Annotated in this window: 19 protein-coding genes and 2 tRNA genes; 15 read left to right on the top strand and 6 right to left on the bottom strand. The window is 68.9% G+C overall.

Annotated features, from left to right (window positions below; translation table 11 throughout):
- Positions 1-8: 8 nt before the first annotated feature.
- The gene (locus tag CK951_RS12910; RefSeq protein WP_096786534.1) at positions 9-506 is read left to right on the top strand and encodes a MarR family winged helix-turn-helix transcriptional regulator; all 498 of its coding nucleotides are present in this window, start codon (positions 9-11) and stop codon (positions 504-506) included.
- Positions 507-545: 39 nt separating this feature from the next.
- Here the strand turns inward: CK951_RS12910 and CK951_RS12905 are convergent, their stop codons facing one another.
- From CK951_RS12905 to CK951_RS12895, 3 genes are all read right to left on the bottom strand, one after another.
- On the bottom strand, positions 546-2,585 hold the full coding sequence (locus tag CK951_RS12905) for a capsular polysaccharide biosynthesis protein (protein ID WP_096786533.1): 2,040 nt from the start codon (positions 2,583-2,585) through the stop codon (positions 546-548).
- A 5-nt stretch (positions 2,586-2,590) separates the two neighbouring features.
- Positions 2,591-3,724 carry a polysaccharide biosynthesis/export family protein gene (locus CK951_RS12900; protein ID WP_096786532.1) on the bottom strand — a complete coding sequence of 378 codons (1,134 nt, stop codon included), beginning with the start codon at positions 3,722-3,724 and terminating at the stop codon, positions 2,591-2,593.
- A gap of 76 nt (positions 3,725-3,800) precedes the next feature.
- Positions 3,801-5,093 carry a capsule biosynthesis protein gene (locus CK951_RS12895; RefSeq protein WP_096786531.1) on the bottom strand — a complete coding sequence of 431 codons (1,293 nt, stop codon included), beginning with the start codon at positions 5,091-5,093 and terminating at the stop codon, positions 3,801-3,803.
- A gap of 168 nt (positions 5,094-5,261) precedes the next feature.
- Between CK951_RS12895 and CK951_RS12890 the strand changes: the two genes are divergently transcribed.
- Both CK951_RS12890 and CK951_RS12885 read left to right on the top strand, forming a co-directional pair.
- Complete coding sequence (locus CK951_RS12890) at positions 5,262-5,858, top strand: riboflavin synthase (RefSeq protein ID WP_096786530.1); 597 nt, start codon at positions 5,262-5,264, stop codon at positions 5,856-5,858.
- Between the two features lies 1 nt (position 5,859).
- The gene (locus CK951_RS12885) at positions 5,860-6,426 is read left to right on the top strand and encodes a hypothetical protein (protein WP_096786529.1); all 567 of its coding nucleotides are present in this window, start codon (positions 5,860-5,862) and stop codon (positions 6,424-6,426) included.
- Here the strand turns inward: CK951_RS12885 and CK951_RS12880 are convergent.
- Positions 6,408-7,484, bottom strand: coding sequence for a phosphatase PAP2 family protein (locus CK951_RS12880; protein ID WP_096786528.1), 1,077 nt, complete (start codon positions 7,482-7,484; stop codon positions 6,408-6,410). The two genes, CK951_RS12885 and CK951_RS12880, sit on opposite strands and share 19 nt — an antisense overlap.
- Before the next feature lie 155 nt (positions 7,485-7,639).
- Between CK951_RS12880 and ribB the strand changes: the two genes are divergently transcribed.
- From ribB to CK951_RS12850, 6 genes are all read left to right on the top strand, one after another.
- Positions 7,640-8,743 (top strand): 3,4-dihydroxy-2-butanone-4-phosphate synthase, encoded by a 1,104-nt coding sequence (gene ribB, locus CK951_RS12875; RefSeq protein WP_096786527.1) that lies wholly within the window; start codon positions 7,640-7,642, stop codon positions 8,741-8,743.
- A 3-nt stretch (positions 8,744-8,746) separates the two neighbouring features.
- Entirely contained in the window at positions 8,747-9,283 is a 537-nt protein-coding gene (locus CK951_RS12870; protein WP_096786526.1) for a 6,7-dimethyl-8-ribityllumazine synthase, read from the top strand.
- Entirely contained in the window at positions 9,280-9,753 is a 474-nt protein-coding gene (gene nusB, locus CK951_RS12865) for a transcription antitermination factor NusB (protein WP_096786525.1), read from the top strand. Before CK951_RS12870 ends, nusB begins: the two co-directional genes overlap by 4 nt.
- 213 nt (positions 9,754-9,966) lie before the next feature.
- On the top strand, positions 9,967-10,299 hold the full coding sequence (locus tag CK951_RS12860) for a hypothetical protein (RefSeq protein WP_096786524.1): 333 nt from the start codon (positions 9,967-9,969) through the stop codon (positions 10,297-10,299).
- 275 nt (positions 10,300-10,574) lie between these two features.
- Entirely contained in the window at positions 10,575-11,447 is an 873-nt protein-coding gene (locus CK951_RS12855) for a YdiY family protein (RefSeq protein WP_096786523.1), read from the top strand.
- Positions 11,448-11,803: 356 nt separating this feature from the next.
- Positions 11,804-12,271, top strand: coding sequence for an MmcB family DNA repair protein (locus CK951_RS12850; RefSeq protein ID WP_096786522.1), 468 nt, complete (start codon positions 11,804-11,806; stop codon positions 12,269-12,271).
- Here CK951_RS12850 and CK951_RS12845 read toward each other — a convergent pair whose 3' ends face one another.
- Entirely contained in the window at positions 12,272-12,484 is a 213-nt protein-coding gene (locus CK951_RS12845; protein ID WP_096786521.1) for a DUF6324 family protein, read from the bottom strand.
- 113 nt (positions 12,485-12,597) lie between these two features.
- On the opposite strand from CK951_RS12845, the gene CK951_RS12840 reads away from it, so the two are divergent.
- Together CK951_RS12840 and CK951_RS12835 are read left to right on the top strand one after the other, a co-directional pair.
- A complete protein-coding gene (locus tag CK951_RS12840; protein ID WP_096786520.1) occupies positions 12,598-13,083 on the top strand; it encodes a GNAT family N-acetyltransferase in 486 nt (161 codons plus the stop codon).
- A 54-nt stretch (positions 13,084-13,137) separates the two neighbouring features.
- Positions 13,138-13,214, top strand: a tRNA-His gene (locus CK951_RS12835).
- A 542-nt stretch (positions 13,215-13,756) separates the two neighbouring features.
- Here CK951_RS12835 and CK951_RS12830 read toward each other — a convergent pair.
- Positions 13,757-13,831 (bottom strand) — tRNA-Thr (locus tag CK951_RS12830).
- A 117-nt stretch (positions 13,832-13,948) separates the two neighbouring features.
- Here CK951_RS12830 and CK951_RS21685 point away from each other — a divergent pair.
- From CK951_RS21685 to hisD, 4 genes are all read left to right on the top strand, one after another.
- Positions 13,949-14,143 carry a hypothetical protein gene (locus CK951_RS21685; protein WP_232520621.1) on the top strand — a complete coding sequence of 65 codons (195 nt, stop codon included), beginning with the start codon at positions 13,949-13,951 and terminating at the stop codon, positions 14,141-14,143.
- A gap of 10 nt (positions 14,144-14,153) precedes the next feature.
- Positions 14,154-15,422, top strand: a complete 1,269-nt coding sequence (murA, locus tag CK951_RS12820) for a UDP-N-acetylglucosamine 1-carboxyvinyltransferase (protein ID WP_096786519.1) — start codon at positions 14,154-14,156, stop codon at positions 15,420-15,422.
- Positions 15,422-15,901 (top strand): DUF2948 family protein, encoded by a 480-nt coding sequence (locus tag CK951_RS12815; RefSeq protein WP_096786518.1) that lies wholly within the window; start codon positions 15,422-15,424, stop codon positions 15,899-15,901. Before murA ends, CK951_RS12815 begins: the two co-directional genes overlap by 1 nt.
- Before the next feature lie 108 nt (positions 15,902-16,009).
- Entirely contained in the window at positions 16,010-17,314 is a 1,305-nt protein-coding gene (gene hisD / locus CK951_RS12810; protein ID WP_096786517.1) for a histidinol dehydrogenase, read from the top strand.
- The last annotated feature ends 3 nt before the right edge of the window (positions 17,315-17,317 follow it).

Raw genomic sequence — 17,317 nt, 5'->3', positions numbered from 1 at the left:
GATCAGGAATGACGGTTCACGCAGGCGTCCTCGATGGGTCGCAGAAGGCCTTTCTTCTGGGCTATCTGGAAAGCCTTTCGCTGGTGGAGCGTCTTCACCGGCTTCTGCTCGACGTGGTGAAGGACGAGTTCGAACGGCTCGGCCTGCTCGAGATCAACTCGGTGCAGGCGCTGCTGCTGTTCAACGTCGGCGACAACGAGGTGACGGCGGGAGAGCTGAAGTCCCGCGGCTATTACCAGGGCTCCAACGTCAGCTACAATCTGAAGAAGCTGGTGGAACTGGGCTACATGCACCACCAGCGTTCCGAGATCGACCGCCGGTCGGTGCGCGTGCGCCTGACGGACAAGGGGCGCAAGGTGCGCCAGATCCTGACGGACCTCTTCGCCCGCCATGCCGAGGGACTCGATCGCCGCGGTGTGCTGGGCGTGGCGGGGATGGAAGACATCAACCAGGCGCTGCGCCGGATGGAGCGCTACTGGACCGAGCAGATCCGCTACATCTACTGACTTGGCCGGCCGCGGACCTGCCGCCCCCGCAGGAACAGCCTATCGGCTGCCGCGATACCAGAGCGGCCGCAGGCCGGCCGTGGTGCCCTGCAGCTTCGCGAGAAGCCGGCTCAGACGGTCCGCCGGGAGCAGCGCTCCCTGCGCCAGCCTCTCGACGACGACTTCCGGCGGACAGGCGCGGCGGGCGACCGGATCGAAATAGCGGGGATAGGCGATCAGGGCGGCGTGGATCAGGGCCTCGAGGCTCGGTCGGGGCAGGGGACCGCCCTCGGGGCTGCGCAGCCGGCGATCCGGCACCGGGCCCAGATCGCGGGTCAGGCCCCAGCCGGCGTAGAAAGGAGTGCCGAGGCAGGTCACGGGGCGGCCGCGGATCAGCGCCTCGAACCCCAGAAGGGAGGTCATGGTCCAAACCTCGTGGCAGGCGTCGATCAGGCCGACGGGATCGGCCCTTGCGGCAACCGCGTCGGCCAGTCCGCGGGCGTCGATGCGGCCGGGGCGAAGCCCGGCCTCCACGTCGGGATGCGGCTTGTAGACCACCACGGCCTCGGGATTCGCCTCGCGCACTGCGCGCAGAAGGGCCAGGTTTGTCCGCACCTCGCCGGTGCCCAGGCGGATTGAAGCATCGTCCTCCACCTGTCCCGGCACCAGGATGCGGTGACCCTCCGGCAACGCGCCAAGGCGGCCGCCGAGGTTGTACTTGCCAAGGCCCGCCTGGATCAGGCTCCGGCGCAGCCGGTCGGCGCGGGCCCGCCCTCCCGGTGGGGGCCCAGACAGGATCAGCCGCTCCAGCCGGCTTTCCCGGCTCGGGTCGTAGTGGATGCCCAGATCATCGGCCACGAGGCTGAGCGGCGGCACGAGCTGCGCGCCGAGGCCGCGGGAGCGCAGGAAGCCGTCCTCGACCCGCCGCACCATCGGTGCGGCCAGATCGACCGGCGGGCTGCCCCAGACCAGCACCGGCCGGCCGCTGGCGTCCGCTCCTGCCGCTGTCCGCACGAAGCGGAGCGGCCGCTCGCCGCCGAAGACCTCGGACAGCCGCCGCCGCTTCCAGAGGCGCATCCCCAGCGCGACATGCCCGTGCCGGTCCTCGCGATGGGCGCGTACCTCGGCCTCGAGCTGGTCCACCGCCTCCTCGAACCGGCAGAGCCGGTCGCGGCAGGGGTCATACCACACCGGCGCAAGGATCATCGCCGCGGCAAAGAGCTGGGCCCGCGTCAGTCGGCGCCCGCGGCGCAGCGGTGGCGCGCGGTCATCGGTCAAGCCCCAGCCGGCATAGAACGGCTGGCCCAGGACCACCGGCCGGTGCCCCGCCAGGATCGCCTCGAACCCCAGCTGGGACGAGACGGTGTAGACGGCGCGCGCCCCCTCGAGCAGATGCCAGGGCGAGACCGGCCCGTCGCAGAGGCTGACCCGCGACGACCGGTCTGCCGGCCCGAAATGACCGGGCCGCAGCCCCAGCCGGCTCTCGGGATGCAGCTTCACCACGATGGGCGCGCCGGGATGCTCGTCCTGCGCAAGGGCCAGCATCCCGCGGAAGCGCGCCTCGCTGGCCCCGGAGCAGCGGACCGCGGCGTCGCCCCGCGTCTGGTCCACCAGCAGCACGTATCCGGGCGGGGGCGCCGGAACCGCTGGATCGCAGTCGTTGTATTTCGACAGGTGCAGGTGGCGCAGCCGTGCTATCCCGTCCTGCGCGCGGTCCAGCAGGTGCCTGTCGTCCAGCGGATCGCCGGCCAGCAGCCTTTCGAGATCGGACGGCGCCGAAGGGTCGAAATGGACCCCCCGGCCGATGAACAGGCCAAGCGGCGCATCGCCGCTGCGGCCCGGCCGGATCGACCGCAGGAAGGCATCCTCGACCCGGACCAGCGGCAGGTTCCAACGGGCCGCAAGACCCTCGCCGCGATGGGCGGTCGGGCTCCGGCCCCAGACGACGATGCCATCCGACGCGCCCGGCAGGCCGAGGCGCAGCTCGTGCCCGGCCAGCGTCAGGATGCGGCGCAGCCGCGGCTCGCGCAGGAAGCCCGCGTTGAAGCAGAAGAGCCGCCGGGGAAGACCGGCGGCTCTGGAAGGGTCGGGCGCTGTCAAGGCGCTCAGTTGCCGAGGTTCGACGCCTGGTTGGCGGCGCCGGTTGCCCCGGTGATCGCGCTGAGCGTCTTCTGCCACTGCACGAAGGGCGCCTCGGTCACATAGACGGTATCGCCGTCCCGGATCATGAAGTCGCGCGCCTCGAAGAGGCCGGTCGGCTGCGTCAGGTCGAGCACGTAGACCATGCGCTGGTCCCCCACGAGATCCTTCCGCCCCAGCACCGCATTCGCGATATGGTCGGGCTCGTCGCGCAGGACGAACACGCCCTTCGGATCGGCCAGATTGGTGTTCAGGCCGCCGACCTGCGCCAGCGCCTCCAGCGCCGTGACGTTCTGGGTCTCGAACTGGATGCGGGTCTGGTTGCCGGTGGCGCCAAGCGCCACGAACGAGCGGGTGTCCTCCTCGACCACGATCACGTCGCCGGGGCGGAGTGCGATGTCGAGGGCGGGATTGTCATAGAGATCCTCCAGCCAGATCTGGCTGGTGCGTCCGTCCCGGGTGACGCGGACGATGGCGGTGGTCACCGGGACGGTGGTGCCCCCGGCCTGCGCCAGCATCGCCGAGAGGGTCCGCGTGGGCCGCTCGATCGGGAAGACGCCCTGGCGGCCAACCGCGCCCGAGACGGTGACCGAGGTGCCGTCGCCCGCAAGTCGCTGGACCGAGACCTGCGGGTCGGGCGTCTGGGTGTCGAGCTTGCTGGTGATGACCTGCCGCAGCCCTTCGGGCGTCTGTCCGGCGGCCTTGATGCGGCCGGCATAGGGTACGTAGATGAAGCCGTCGCCATCGACCTGCACCTGGTCGAGCGACGAGACGCGCTGGCCGGTGTTGCCGAGAAGCGGGTCGTCGCGCACGTTCTCGAACACCGTGATACCGAGCGTGTCGCCGGCCGCGATCACGTCCGAGCCGACGAGACCCGCGCCGCGGAAGGCGGAGCTGAAGCCGAAGGCAGGGGTCACCGCGGTTGCGCGGCTGACGAAGCTGTTCACCGGCACGACGAAGGCGTTGCCATCCTTCAGCACCGAGCCGGCGAAGATCTCGCTCTTGTTCGGACCCGAGCGGGGCAGACCGCAGGCGGCCACGGCGGACACGAGCACAACAAGAGTGAGCGCCCTCGCTCCCCTGACTGCCGATTTGTTCACTGCCCCGGCTCCTTGTGGATTTGCCTCAGGTTTTGCGGCGAAGCTACCGGAACCCGAGGTCGATTGCCAGACTGCCCTACCTCATGGCGGAATGGATGTGCAACTGTTGCCTGAGGATCGCGGGCGCGACCCCGGGCGTGGCATAGGGATCCTGCGGGTCCAGCATCATGTCCAAGATCGTGCGCAGCAGCCTGCGGCGCCCCCGCATCGAATAGAAGCCGCCCGGAACCTGCGAGGTTGCCAGCAGGAAGCTGCGATAGGCGCGGTAGGCGCCGCGGTCCGGCGGCTCGGGTCGCGCGAAGAACCCGGCCAGCGGCTGAGACGAGACCAGTCCCGGCTTCGAGTAGACCGAGGTGCCGAGGGTGCGCACCGGCAGCCCGCGCCACAGCGCCTGCTGCCCGGCTGTCGAGTTCACCGTGACCGCGCTGCGCGCCTCCGCGAGCAGCCGGGCAAGTTTTCCGCCCCGCACGAAATGCACGCGTCCGTTCAGCCCGTGCCGCCGCGCCGACTGCCGGATCCGGGACGCGAGCGGCGCCCGCCCGTCCTCGAGCGGATGGGCCTTGAAGACGAGGTGGTGGTGCGGTGGCGCCCCTTCGGCGAAGGCGCGGGTCACCTCCTCGATGAACTCGGCCATCGAGGTGTAGGGGCTGTGCATCGTGAAGCTCGAATCATGTTCGAGCTGCAGCAGGACGAGATGATAGGGAAAGCTTCCCAGCAGGATCCGCGCCGTCGCCGCCATCCGTTCCAGCCTGTGCAGGGGCAGAAGCGCAAGCCGGCGCAGATGCAGCCGGAACTCCTGCGGCACGGAAAGCGTGCGGTGCGGCCGGAAGCCCGGATAGGCCCGCCCGCCGGCCATCACGAGGCCGTGGTAAAGCGCGCCCCAGATCATGTGCTGCGTCATGTCGCCCCAGCGGGCCGGGGCTTCCTGCAGATCCGGCTCGCGCGGGCCGAGAGCCTGCCGCATCATGGGAACCGTCAGCTCCATGAGGCGCGAGTGGCCGTTCGCGCCGCCACGCTCGTAGGTCACCCAGGAGGGCCTGAGATAGCCTTCCTCGAAGACGTGGACGGTCAGGCCCTCGGCCCGGGCAATGGCGATGGCCTGGGCATGGACGGGCCGTGTGTCGCCGTAGAGCACAAGGTCGGTGATCCCCCGCGCGCGAAGGATGTCGTGGAAGGTCGCGGGCCAGTCGGCGGGGCTGCCGCGGAACGGGATGAAGCCTGTCCGCTCCGGCCAGAACGCCCGGTCACCGAAGTTGAAGCCCACACGCAGCACATCGGCGCCCGCGGCCCTGATCCTTCGGCCGAGGCTCCAGAAGAAGGGTCCGTGCGGGCCCTGCAGGAACAGGAACCTCCGCGATGCGCCGGCCAAGACGGGTCCTCCGTGGCAAGTCTCGTGCTGCACAATCGCCGAGCGGCGGGCAAAGCGGAATGGCGTCGTTCACGGCAGGGTGCCGGTGTGGCGTTGCCGCCTCGTTCCGCCGGGTTGCGCGGCCCACGGGGCGAGGCTAGGTCTGGGGTCACAAGGCAAGGAGGCGTCATGTTCACCGGGATCGTCACCGACATCGGCCGCGTGCTGGAACTGGAGCGGAGGGGCGATCTGCGCGCCCGGATCGCCACGGCCCATGACGTGGCCTCGATCGACATCGGCGCCTCGATCGCCTGCGACGGCGTCTGCCTCACCGTGGTCGCCACCGGAACCGAGCCCGAGGGCTGGTTCGAGGTCTCCATCTCGGGCGAGACGCTGTCCAAGACCATCCTCGGCGGCTGGCAGGTCGGGCAGCGCGTCAATCTCGAACGGGCGCTGAAGGTGGGGGACGAACTGGGCGGCCACATCGTCTCGGGCCATGTCGACGGCGTGGCCGAGGTGGTGCGCGTCGCGCCCGAGGGCGACAGCGTCCGCGTGACCTTCCGCGCGCCCGAGGCGCTCGCGCGGTTTATCGCGCCCAAGGGTTCGGTCGCGCTGAACGGCACCTCGCTGACGGTGAACGAGGTGGCGGGGGCCGAGTTCGGCATCAATTTCATCCCGCATACTCAGGAAGTGACCACCTGGGGCGGGATCGCGCCCGGGGACCGGGTCAACCTCGAGATCGACACGCTGGCGCGCTATGTCGCACGGCTGAACGAGTTCGCCTGAGATGGTCGCCGAGCCCCCCGGCCGCGGCCACAATCGGGGCCCCGCGCTGGAGCCGGGACGGGGCTGGCGCCTGCACTGCTGGACGAAGGCGCGGGCCGACCTTCTGCCCACGCTGCCGATCGAGATCCTGCGCAACCGGGTGCGCCGGGCGGCCGAGCTTGGGCTGGACTACCGCACCTATGCCTCGGTCCGGGCCTCCACCGGGCATGACGTGGTGGCCTTCCTGTTCTCGTCAAACGCGCTGCGGGTCTTTCCCGGTCAGGGGCTTCCTGCCGATCGGGCGGCCCGCCTCGAGCGGCTTGCGGTCGGGCGCATCGGACTTGCGCAGGGCCGGCTGCTGCCCGATGCCCTGCTTGCCGCGGCGGGCGGGCTTCTGGAGGGTGCCCATCCGGCGCCGCCGCCCTTCGCCGGCTGGTCAGAGCAGCGCCGGAGGCTGCGGACGGCCCTTGGTCGCATCCCGTCCGATCAGGTCATCCTTGTCGGCGATGCGGCAGGCGAGCGGGAATGGGCCGAGGCGGCGCGGCTGGCCGCCTATATTGCGGCCGACCGCTACATGCCGGCCGGCTGAGGCGCGGCTTCGGCCGGGGCAGGGCGGCCCGACGAGGTGACGAGCCGCGCCACCCGCCAGCAGGCGAGGGTCAGCGCGATCGAGGCATAGCCGTCCACCGCGTAGTGCCAGCCGAGGTGGACGGAGCCCGCCATGATCAGCCCGAGGAAGACGACCATGCTCCAGCCCGCCCAGCGTTTCCATGTAAAGGCGTAGAGCATCATCAGGGTCGTGCTGGCCACATGCATGCTGGGAAAGGCGGAGATGCCTCGCATGGTGGACTCGGCGGTGTAACCGCTCCAGAGCAGGTTCTGGACGTTGAGCGACCAGACCGGGCTCGTCTCGTTGAACTGGCGCAGTGCGGTCATCAGCGGTTCGAACCGGTCCCCGAGACCGAGCAGCGCATAGTAGCAGGGCCCCGCCGACGAGAAGAGGATCGCGGTGAGGTTGCCGCAGAGCGCCCAGATCAGCCCGCCCGCCAGCAGATAGGCGCGGCGCGCCTCGGGATTGACCCGTGTGAAGCTCGACACGAACAGGAAGAAATAGAGCAGGAAGAACCAGAAGTGATAGGCGGCGTTGATTGCGGTTGTGGCAAGCGGCGTGCCGAGTAGCGGCATGAGCAGGCGCCAGGGGTCGGTCCCGCCGTGCAGCGTGCGGTCGAGGTTGGCGAGCGTGGTGTCCCATGTGAAGGGGGCCAGTTCGGGGAGCACCGCCTTCAGATAGGCGAAGGCGTTGAAGAACATGACGGTGGCGGTCATCGCGATGAGGCCGGACGCCATGCGCGGCAGGTCGCACAGGATGTCGCGGATCTCGGCCAGCAGCGTCCGGATCGGGCGCGACCGCGGCTCGCGCAGGGCGAGCCTTGCAGTGGTCCAGATGAGCAGCACCATCAGGTAGACGGGAATCAGAATGGTGACCAGGTTGGTGAGCGACCTGAACATGCCGTTGAAGTAGGGCAAGTCCCGGGTAACGGCGATCATCCCGGCAGTTGCCGTGTGGATCAGCGCAAGCGCGATCAACCATCCATTGTCCCGCAGGCCATGGCCAAGCGCCGCCGAGACCGCTTTCGAACCTGCCATGACCGCTCCTCCGTCTGATATGCCGCGACTTTGCCCGGGGAATTGGGCACGATCTGGGCGAGGTGGAGGCATTGCCCGACCCCGCCCGCGGGCCGAGGCTCTGGCCTTCGTCGGCGGGGCGCGCTATGGGCTGGTCTGATCCCCGGAGCGATGCGATGACCCAGATGAAGACCGAGTATTCCGATGCGATCTCCCCTATTGAGGAGATCATCGACGACGCGCGCAACGGTCGGATGTTCATCCTCGTCGACCACGAGGACCGCGAGAACGAGGGCGACCTCGTCATCCCGGCCCAGATGTGCACGCCGGCCGCGATCAACTTCATGGCGACGCATGGGCGCGGGCTGATCTGCCTCGCGCTGCCCTCGGCGCGGGTGGACCAGCTGGGCCTGCACCTGATGGCGCCCAAGAATTCCTCGCGGCACGAGACCGCCTTCACCATCTCGATCGAGGCGCGCGAGGGCGTGACCACCGGCATCTCGGCGGCCGACCGGGCGCGGACCGTGGCGGTGGCCATCGATCCCTCCAAGGGTCCGCAGGACATCGCGACCCCGGGCCACGTCTTCCCGCTGCGCGCCCGCGATGGCGGGGTGCTGGTGCGCGCCGGCCATACCGAGGCCGCCGTGGACGTGAGCCGCCTCGCCGGCCTCAACCCGTCGGGCGTCATCTGCGAGATCATGAACGACGACGGCACGATGGCGCGCCTGCCCGACCTCGTCGGCTTCGCGCAGCGCCATGGGCTGAAGATCGGCACGATCTCGGACCTGATCGCCTACCGCCGCCGGCACGACAACCTCGTGAAGGAGAAGGCGGTCAAGCACGTCACCTCATGCTACGGCGGCGACTGGCTGATGCGGATCTTTGCCGACGACACGCAGGGGGCCGAGCATGTGGTCCTGTCGAAGGGCAACGTGACGGATGGCGAGCCCGTGCTTGTGCGGATGCACGCGCTCAACCCGCTGGAGGACGTGCTGGGCATCGGCTCGGCGCATTCGGGCGACCTGCACGGCGCCATGCGGCTGATCGCGCAGGAGGGGCGGGGCGTCGTCGTCCTCTTGCGCGACGTCACCATGAAGCTGGTGATGGATGGCGAGGCTTCGCCGCAGACGCTGCGCCAGTACGGGCTGGGCGCGCAGATCCTTTCGGCGGTGGGCCTGTCGCAGATCGTGCTCGTCACCAATCACAAGGCGCCGAAGGTGGTGGGGCTCGAGGCCTATGGCCTCGCCATCGTCGGCACCCATCACATCACGGAGGGCTGAGCCATGGCCGGTTCCGAAACCCATCACGTCCTGCCGCTGCCCGTCTTCGAGAAGCCGGTGAAGCTGCTGATCGTCGTGGCCCCCTATTACCGCGACATCGCCGACGACCTGATCGCGGGGGCGAAGGCCACCATCGAGTCCTGCAGCGCCAGCTGGGACCTGGTCGAGGTCCCCGGCGCGCTTGAGGTTCCAAGCGCAATCGCCATGGCCGAGCGGCAGGCCAATTTTGACGGCTACATCGCGCTTGGCTGCGTGATCCGGGGCGAGACCACGCATTACGACACGGTCTGCAACGATTCGAGCCGCGGCCTGATGCTTCTGGGCCTGCAGGGCGCCTGCATCGGTAACGGCATCCTGACGGTCGAGAACCGCGAGCAGGCGGTGGTGCGCGCGGCGCCGGACGGGCAGGACAAGGGCGGCGGCGCGGCCGCGGCGGCGCTGCACCTGATCGCGCTGTCGCGCCGCTGGTCGGGCCAGCGCAAGGGCATGGGCTTCAAGCCCGTCGACGAGTTCCGCGTGGCGGGGAAGACCGAAGCATGACGACGAAGCCCGACAAGCGTCAGATGAAATCCGCCTCGCGGCTCTATTCCGTGCAGGCGCTGTTCCAGATGGAATGCTCGGGCCAGACGGTCGAGCAGGTCACGAAGGAATTCGAGACCCACCGCTTCGGCGCGGTCTACGAGGGCGACGAGATGGCCGAGGGCGATGTCTCGGTGTTTCGCCGCATCGTCGGCGGAGCGGTGAACAGGCAGGCCGGCATCGACCAGATGACCGATCGAGCGCTGGTGGCGAAATGGCCCATCGACCGGATCGACCCGGTGATCCGCGCCCTGTTCCGGGCGGCGGGCTCGGAGCTTCTGGAAAGCGACACGCCGCCGAAGGTGGTCATCAACGAATTCGTGGACATCGCCAAGGCCTTCTTCCCCGAGGGGCGCGAGCCGAAATTCGTCAACGCGGTGCTGGATCACATGGCGCGCGAGGCACGCCCCGAGGCCTTTTCCCAGCCCTGAGGGGCTTGGGAACAAACTCGGGCCACCCCATGTTGGCCTGACGATATCGCGGCCCGCGTGACGCGGAAGGGACTGCGGCCGCCCGAGCGGAAGTCGGATGGCCCGCGTCCCTTCAGCACATGTGACAGAAAGGGCGGAATCCTGCATCCTTCATGCAGATTCCTGTGGCTTCAGCCGTGGCTGGCGGTATCGTGGTCTCAAGGAGCCCCGACCATGCCTCAGCTTGTCCGACTCTACATCGTCAACGTCCTCATCGGCTTCGGCATCGCCATTGCCTTCGTGGCGGCACTCGTGGCCCTCGACGTGGGCGGCCTCTGGCATCTCGTGCTCGAGACCGACATGGGCTGGCTGGGCGGCCTCATGCTCGTGATGTTCAACGGGGTGGTCTTCGCCGGGGTGCAGTTCGCCATCGCCGTCATGCGGATGGCCGATCCCGAGGATGGTACCCCGCCGGGCGGACGGGCGAAGCGCCCGCTGCGTCCGGTTCGGGCCGAACTGGTGCCCGTTCTGGTCCAGGCTCCGGCGCGCGGCAAGTCTCGTCGCTGAGGCGCTCCGATTTGTTCCCGGGAAAGTTCACGTTCTGACGGGGCCGCGGTGGCACCGAAATCCGGCCGCCGCTGAGTCTCGTTCCAGCGCAACCGGTTGAGCCTCTGCCAGCGCCCCGTGCGGCGGGGCGCGAGTTGCCCATGCGACACAGTCCCTGCCCGGGCCCTGTCCGGGCGGGCCCGGTCAGGAACGTTCCTCACCACCTCCAGTTGTCCCTTTGCAACCCGCACCGGGTCCGCGCAACTCGCGCGGCGCATCATCCAAAGGGACAAATCATGAAAGACACGACACGCCTTGCCGGCCTTGCGGCCGTTTCTCTGGTCATGGCTGTCGGCATCGCGCAGGCGCAGGTCGGCACGATCACCGGCACCCGCCAGCTCGACGAGCGCATCGAGGACATCGAGGAGGACGTGCAGGAGGATCTGGAGGCGTCCGAGGATACGCAGCGATTCGGCTCGCCCGAATACCGCCCCGGCTTTTCGGGCAGCGCCTCGCTTGGCTACAGCGGAAGTGACGGCAACACGGAAGAGCAGAACCTGACCATCGGCACACGCCTGCGCCATGCGCAGGGACCCTTCGTCCAGAACCTCGCGCTGGCGCTCGATTATTCCGAGAATGACGGCGACCGCGACCAGGAAGACCTGTTCATGGTCTATGAGGGCAACTACTACTTCAACGAGCAGTTCTACGGCTTCGTCCTGGGCCGCGCCGAGTTCAACGGCCTGGCCGACGATCCGGACGCCGGGGGCGAGATCGGCGACACACCGATCGAGGAACGGGTGAAGACCGACGGCTTCATCGGCTTCGGCCCGGGCTACCGAGTCGTGAACCGTCCCGACATGACGTGGCGGGTGCAGGCGGGCATCGGCCTGAGCTATCTGGAGTTCGGCGACGACCGGGAAGAGACCGAGACCGGCTACATCGCCTCGTCGCGCTTCTTCTGGCGCTTCAACGAGAACGTGTTCCTGACCAACGACACGGACGTGCTGCAATCGGACGAGGCGCTTCGCGCCAACAACGACTTCGGCGTGAACTACCGGATGACCGAGTCCTTCGCGACGCGGGTGAGCTATCTCACCGACTACAACGAGGCGCGCGCGATCCGCACCGACAACAAGCTCGGCGTGTCGCTGGTCTATGGCTTCTGAGGTTCAGGGCTTCCGAGCCGGAACGGGGCGGGCGAGCCCGCTCCGTTCCGGCAGGGAAGAAGTGGCGGGATCCGCGGCGGCCGTGGTGGCATGCGTTTCCCGAGAGCCTGAGAGTCAGGTGGTCGCCAGGTACCAGGGCCACGACCCTGGCAGAGCCAGCTCCCTCGGAGATGCTTATCGGCCACTGGAAAAGGACCACTCACGAGAAGGGCAGAACCCGCCGCCTCACTAGATAGGCCGGCAGCGGCACCTCGGCAAGCCCGGTGGAGCAGGCGGACCCATCGTCGTCGCCGCCACGCCGCCGAACGTCGGGTGGGCGGATGGACAGCTGTTCGCCTTTCGTTCAAGATGCAGGGATGCAGAACGCAGTTCATTCCGATCCGGGCGCCGTTGCCCTGACACCCGGCCAGCGGCTCGCCCGGGGCGTCTGCCGCCACCTGCGCGGCCACGACTTCGTGTCGGTCGTGGAGCTGGTGCCGACGCCGGGGCTGCGGGTGGACGTGATGGCGCTGGGCCCGAAGGGCGAGATCTGGGTGATCGAATGCAAGTCCTCGCGCGCCGATTACCTGTCGGACCGCAAGTGGCAGGGCTATCTGGACTGGTGCGACCGCTTCTTCTTCGCGGTGGACGAGGTCTTTCCGACGAGCCTGCTGCCCGAGGAAACCGGCCTGATGCTTGCCGACGGCTATGACGCGGAGATCCTGCGCATGGGCCCCGAGGGACGGCTTGCCCCGGCACGGCGCCGGGCCCTGCTGCACGGGTTCGCGCGCCATGCGGCGCTTCGCCTGCAGGCGATGCGCGATCCCGGCTTCCTGCCCGGCTGACTATTTCTTCCGGCGCGACTCGTCGCCCTTGCCCATTGCGCGGGCGCGTTCGGCCGCGGCGCGCAGCTCCTCGGCGATCTCGTCGGCCTCGTCGGGATCGAAGTCGAGCGGCAGGTCCAGGCCGTCGCCCTCGATGTAGATCCGCACCATGCCGAGCGAAGTCGGCCCGATCTGCAGGTTCGCCGCGATGTCGCTCTGCTTGTCGATGCCCATGGGATCCTCCGCTGACTTTGGCGCGGACGTAGCGCCGTTCGCCGACGCTGGCAAGCGGCTGCCTTGTGCGGGACTGCGTTGCACCCCATGATCGCGGGGGGAGGGCAGGACGAATGGCCGAAGAACCGGACCTGCGCGATCTCGAAATCGGCGACGGCGGCTGGATCATCGGCCGTCATGCCGAGGTCTATGCCGACGAGGCCGGGTTCGACATCACCTTCGAGGCGCTCGTCGCCGAGGTGGTGGCGCGCTTCATCCGCTCGCGCGATCCGGCACGCGAGCGGGCCTTCATCGCGCTGCAGGGCGGTCGGCGCGTGGGGTGCCTGCTCTGCACCCGGCTGACCGACGACATCGCCAAGATCCGCCTGCTGCTGGTCGAGCCGGGCATGCGGCGGCAGGGCATCGGCCGGCTGCTGCTGCAGGCGGCGATGGCCCACGCCCGCGCGCATGGCTTCCGCAGCATGGGCCTGTGGACCTTCGACGGCCAGCGCGCGGCCGAGGCGCTCTACATCTCGGCGGGGTTCCGGCTGGTGACCTCGCATCCGGCGCGATCCTTCGGGCGGGACGTCGTGGAGCAGGAGTGGGAGATCTTGCTCTGAGTCCGAGATCGCCTCTTGCAATCGCCACGCCCGGGGGCTAAATGGCCCGCGAGTGCCGACTTAGCTCAGTTGGTTAGAGCACCAGATTGTGGATCTGGGGGTCCCCCGTTCGAGCCGGGGAGTCGGTACCAAATCACTATCAACTGCAAGCACTTGCGGGCACGTGACGGACCTTCCGTTGGGGTCGGACGCTGCCAGGTGCGCAGCTTCCCGATCCTTCGACAGGTTCCGGCTGTCCGCCTCGGGTCACTTCATCAGCCGCCTCTCGAACCGGCGGCAGAAGGTCCCGGCGGGGCCCCCGATCTGTTTCCCCGTGCAGGTGACCGGCCCGCCAGCCGGTTCCTGCCTCAGTCTCTGTCAAGCCTTCCGCACGGCGTCGGAGGCCTCGCGATACGGGATGCTTCGTCCGCTTCGGCTCCTTGGTCTCCGGCGAGACCTGAACCACGTCGGCGAGCGTCGCCGTCTGGATCGTGCCGTCGACGCGCACGGTCACCATGCGTCCCCTGACGAATATTGGCAGTGTCGTTCGACGCCCGATCTCTCAGGGAGAAGGCGCCGTTGCCATGTTTCAAAGGTCAACGCAGTCCGATGACGGTGCGTCTCAGCCGTGTGCAAGTTCGGCCGAGGAGTATCCCAGCCCTGCGACTGCTTGGGCGATATAAGTGGTTTAGGATGGTGCTGCAGGAGAGGATTGAACTCTCGACCTCTCCCTTACCAAGGGAGTGCTCTACCACTGAGCTACTGCAGCCCTTCTGCCGTGGCCCCCAAGGGGTGCGCGCCGGGCGTGGCGGGTCATTAGACGCAATCGGATCGCCGTGCAAGGGCCAACTGGACGCTTTTTTGCCGCTGCGTTACGAAAGGCGGCATGAGTGGAAAGCTGCAGGATCAGACCTCGGGGAAGGCAGCCGGGGGCAGGGAGCCGTCCGGTTCGGGCGCGGCGGCACCGGCCAGCCGCGAAGATCGGTTGAAGGCGGCGCTGAAGGCAAATATGGCCCGGCGCAAGGCACAGGCAAAGGCGCGCGCGGCCCGCGAGGCGGGACCCGAAGACGCGCCGGAATGAGGACGGGCGGATGGATTCGATTCTGGTGCGGGGCAATGGCGAACTTCGGGGGCAAATCCCGATCGCGGGGGCAAAGAATGCCTGCCTCGCGCTGATGCCGGCGACGCTGCTCTCGGACGAGCCGCTGACGCTGACCAACGCGCCGAGGCTGTCCGACATCCGCACCATGACGCAACTTCTGCAATCGCTCGGAGCGGAAGTGGCCAGCCTGCAGGGCGGGCAGGTGCTGGCGCTCTCGTCCCATGCGCTGACCGACCACCGCGCGGATTACGACATCGTGCGCAAGATGCGGGCCTCGATCCTCGTGCTGGGGCCGATGCTGGCACGGGACGGTCATGCGGTTGTTTCGCTGCCGGGCGGCTGCGCCATCGGCGCGCGGCCGGTGGACTTGCATCTGAAGGCCCTCGAGGCGATGGGCGCCGAACTGGATCTGCGCGACGGCTATATCCACGCTAGGGCGCCGGCCGGCGGGCTGAAGGGCGCGCGGGTGGACTTTCCCTTCGTCTCGGTCGGCGCGACCGAGAACGCGCTGATGGCGGCCACGCTGGCGAAGGGCACGACGGTGCTGGAAAATGCCGCGCGCGAGCCCGAGATCGTCGACCTGGCCCGCTGCCTGCGCCGGATGGGGGCGCAGATCGAGGGCGAGGGCACCAGCACGATCACGGTGCAGGGCGTGGACCGGCTGGGCGGCGCCACGCATCCGGTGGTCACCGACCGGATCGAGCTGGGCACATACATGCTCGCCCCTGCAATCTGCGGCGGCGAGGTGGAGCTTCTGGGCGGCCGGATCGATCTGGTCGGCGCCTTCTGCGAGAAGCTGGACGAGGCCGGGATCTCGGTCGAGGAGACGCCGCGCGGCCTCAAGGTCGCGCGCAAGAACGGCCGGGTAAAGGCGGTGGACGTGACGACCGAGCCCTTCCCGGGCTTTCCGACCGACCTGCAGGCGCAGATGATGGCGCTTCTGTGCACGGCCGAGGGCACCTCGGTGCTGGAAGAGAAGATCTTCGAGAACCGCTTCATGCACGCCCCTGAACTGATCCGCATGGGCGCGAAGATCGAGGTGCATGGCGGCACCGCCCGCGTCACCGGGGTCGAGAAGCTGCGCGGGGCGCCGGTGATGGCGACCGACCTGCGCGCCTCGGTCAGCCTGATCCTTGCGGGCCTCGCGGCCGAGGGCGAGACCATCGTCAGCCGTGTCTATCACCTCGACCGCGGCTATGAGAGGGTGGAGGAGAAGCTCGGCGCCTGCGGGGCACAGATCAGGAGGATTCCCGGCTGATGGTGGATGCCCGGTTCGAGGATGTGGCGGGCGAGTCGCCGCTCTATCTCGGTGCGCAGGAGCCCGACGACCTGCCCGTCATTTCGGCCCTCGTTCAGGATGCGGTCTTTCCAGCCGGCGAGATGAGCTATCTGCCGCGCCGCCGGCGCTTTGCGGTGCTGGTGAACCGCTTCCGCTGGGAGGATCGCGAGGCGGCTGAACGCGACCGCCGCCCCTACGAGCGTGTGCAGTCGGTGCTGGCGATCGATGGCGTGCTCGCGGTGAAGTCGCAGGGCTTCGACCGGCATGACAAGGATCTGGTGCTGTCGGTTCTCGCGCTGGAGTTCGAGCCGGGCGAGGATGGCGGCGGGCGTCTGGTGCTGGTGCTGGCCGGCGATGGCGCGCTGGCGCTCGAGGTCGAGGCGCTCGATGTCACGCTGAAGGATGTGACGAAGCCCTACGAGGCACCCTCCGGCCGGGTCCCGGACCATCGGGACTGACGCGGCCGCGCCTTCGTCTCGTGCGAAAGTGTCACCGCCCCCGCGCGGTGCGCCGCTTGAGACGAGGGGGGATGCGCGCTAAGGGAGGCGGAGCCAAGGAGTTCCGCCATGCCCCAGTTTCTCGATACCAGTGAGTCCGGCTTCGAGGCCGCCTTCACCGCGCTGTTGGGCATGAAACGCGAGGATGCGCCCGACGTCGATGCCGCCGTGGCAGCGATCATCGACGACGTGCGCAGGCGCGGCGATGCGGCGGTGATCGAGCTGACGGCCCGCTTCGACCGGCTGGAGCTGACGCCGGAGCGCCTTGCCTTTTCCGAAGCCGAGATCGAGGCCGAGATCGCCCGCGTGCCGGCCGACGAACGCGCGGCGCTGGAACTCGCGGCCGAACGCATCCGCGCCTATCACGAGCGCCAGATGCCCGAGGATGCCCGCTGGGAGGATGCGGCGGGCGCCTCGCTCGGCTGGCGCTGGGGGGCGATCTCGTCGGCGGGGCTCTACGTGCCGGGGGGGCTGGCCTCCTATCCCTCGTCGGTGCTGATGAACGCGATCCCGGCGAAGGTTGCCGGGGTGGAGCGGCTGGTCGTCGCCTGCCCGACGCCCGGCGGCGTGGTCAATCCGCTGGTGCTGCTGGCCGCGCGGATCGCGGGCGTCGATGCGGTCTATCGCATCGGCGGGGCGCAGGCGGTGGCGGCGCTGGCCTACGGCACCCAGACCATCCTCCCGGTGGACAAGATCACCGGCCCGGGGAACGCCTATGTCGCCGCGGCCAAGCGCCGGGTCTTCGGCCGGGTCGGCATCGACATGATCGCTGGGCCGTCCGAGATCCTGGTGATCGCCGATGCCGACAACGATCCCGACTGGCTGGCGCTCGACCTGCTGAGCCAGGCGGAACATGACGAAAGCGCCCAGTCGATCCTGGTGACGCCGGACGCGGACTTCGGCCGTGCGGTCGCGGCGGCGGTCGAGGCGCGGCTTCAGACACTGGAGCGGCGCGCCATCGCCGGCGCCTCGTGGCGCGACTATGGCGCGGTGATCGTGACGCGGGATCTGGACGAGGCGGCGGCGCTGTCCAATCGCGCGGCACCCGAGCATCTGGAGCTTTGCGTGGCCGACCCCGAGGCGCTGGCCGCGAAGATCAGCCATGCGGGCGCGATCTTCCTCGGCGCCTGGACGCCCGAGGCGATCGGCGACTATGTCGGCGGGCCGAACCACGTGCTGCCCACCGCACGCTCGGCCCGGTTCTCCAGCGGCCTGTCGGTGATGGACTTCCTGAAGCGGACCACCATCGCCCGGATGACCCCGGCCGCATTGCGCGCCATCGGCCCCGCGGCCGAGCGTCTGGCGATTTCCGAGAGCCTTCAGGCGCACGGGCTGTCCGTCCGCGCCCGGCTCAACCGGCTGAACGAGGGCTGAGAG

The sequence above is a fragment of the Rhodobacter sp. CZR27 genome, assembly GCF_002407205.1.
In the GTDB taxonomy this organism is placed as follows: Bacteria; Pseudomonadota; Alphaproteobacteria; order Rhodobacterales; family Rhodobacteraceae; genus Cereibacter_A.
This window is presented reverse-complemented; position numbering and strand designations above follow the sequence as displayed.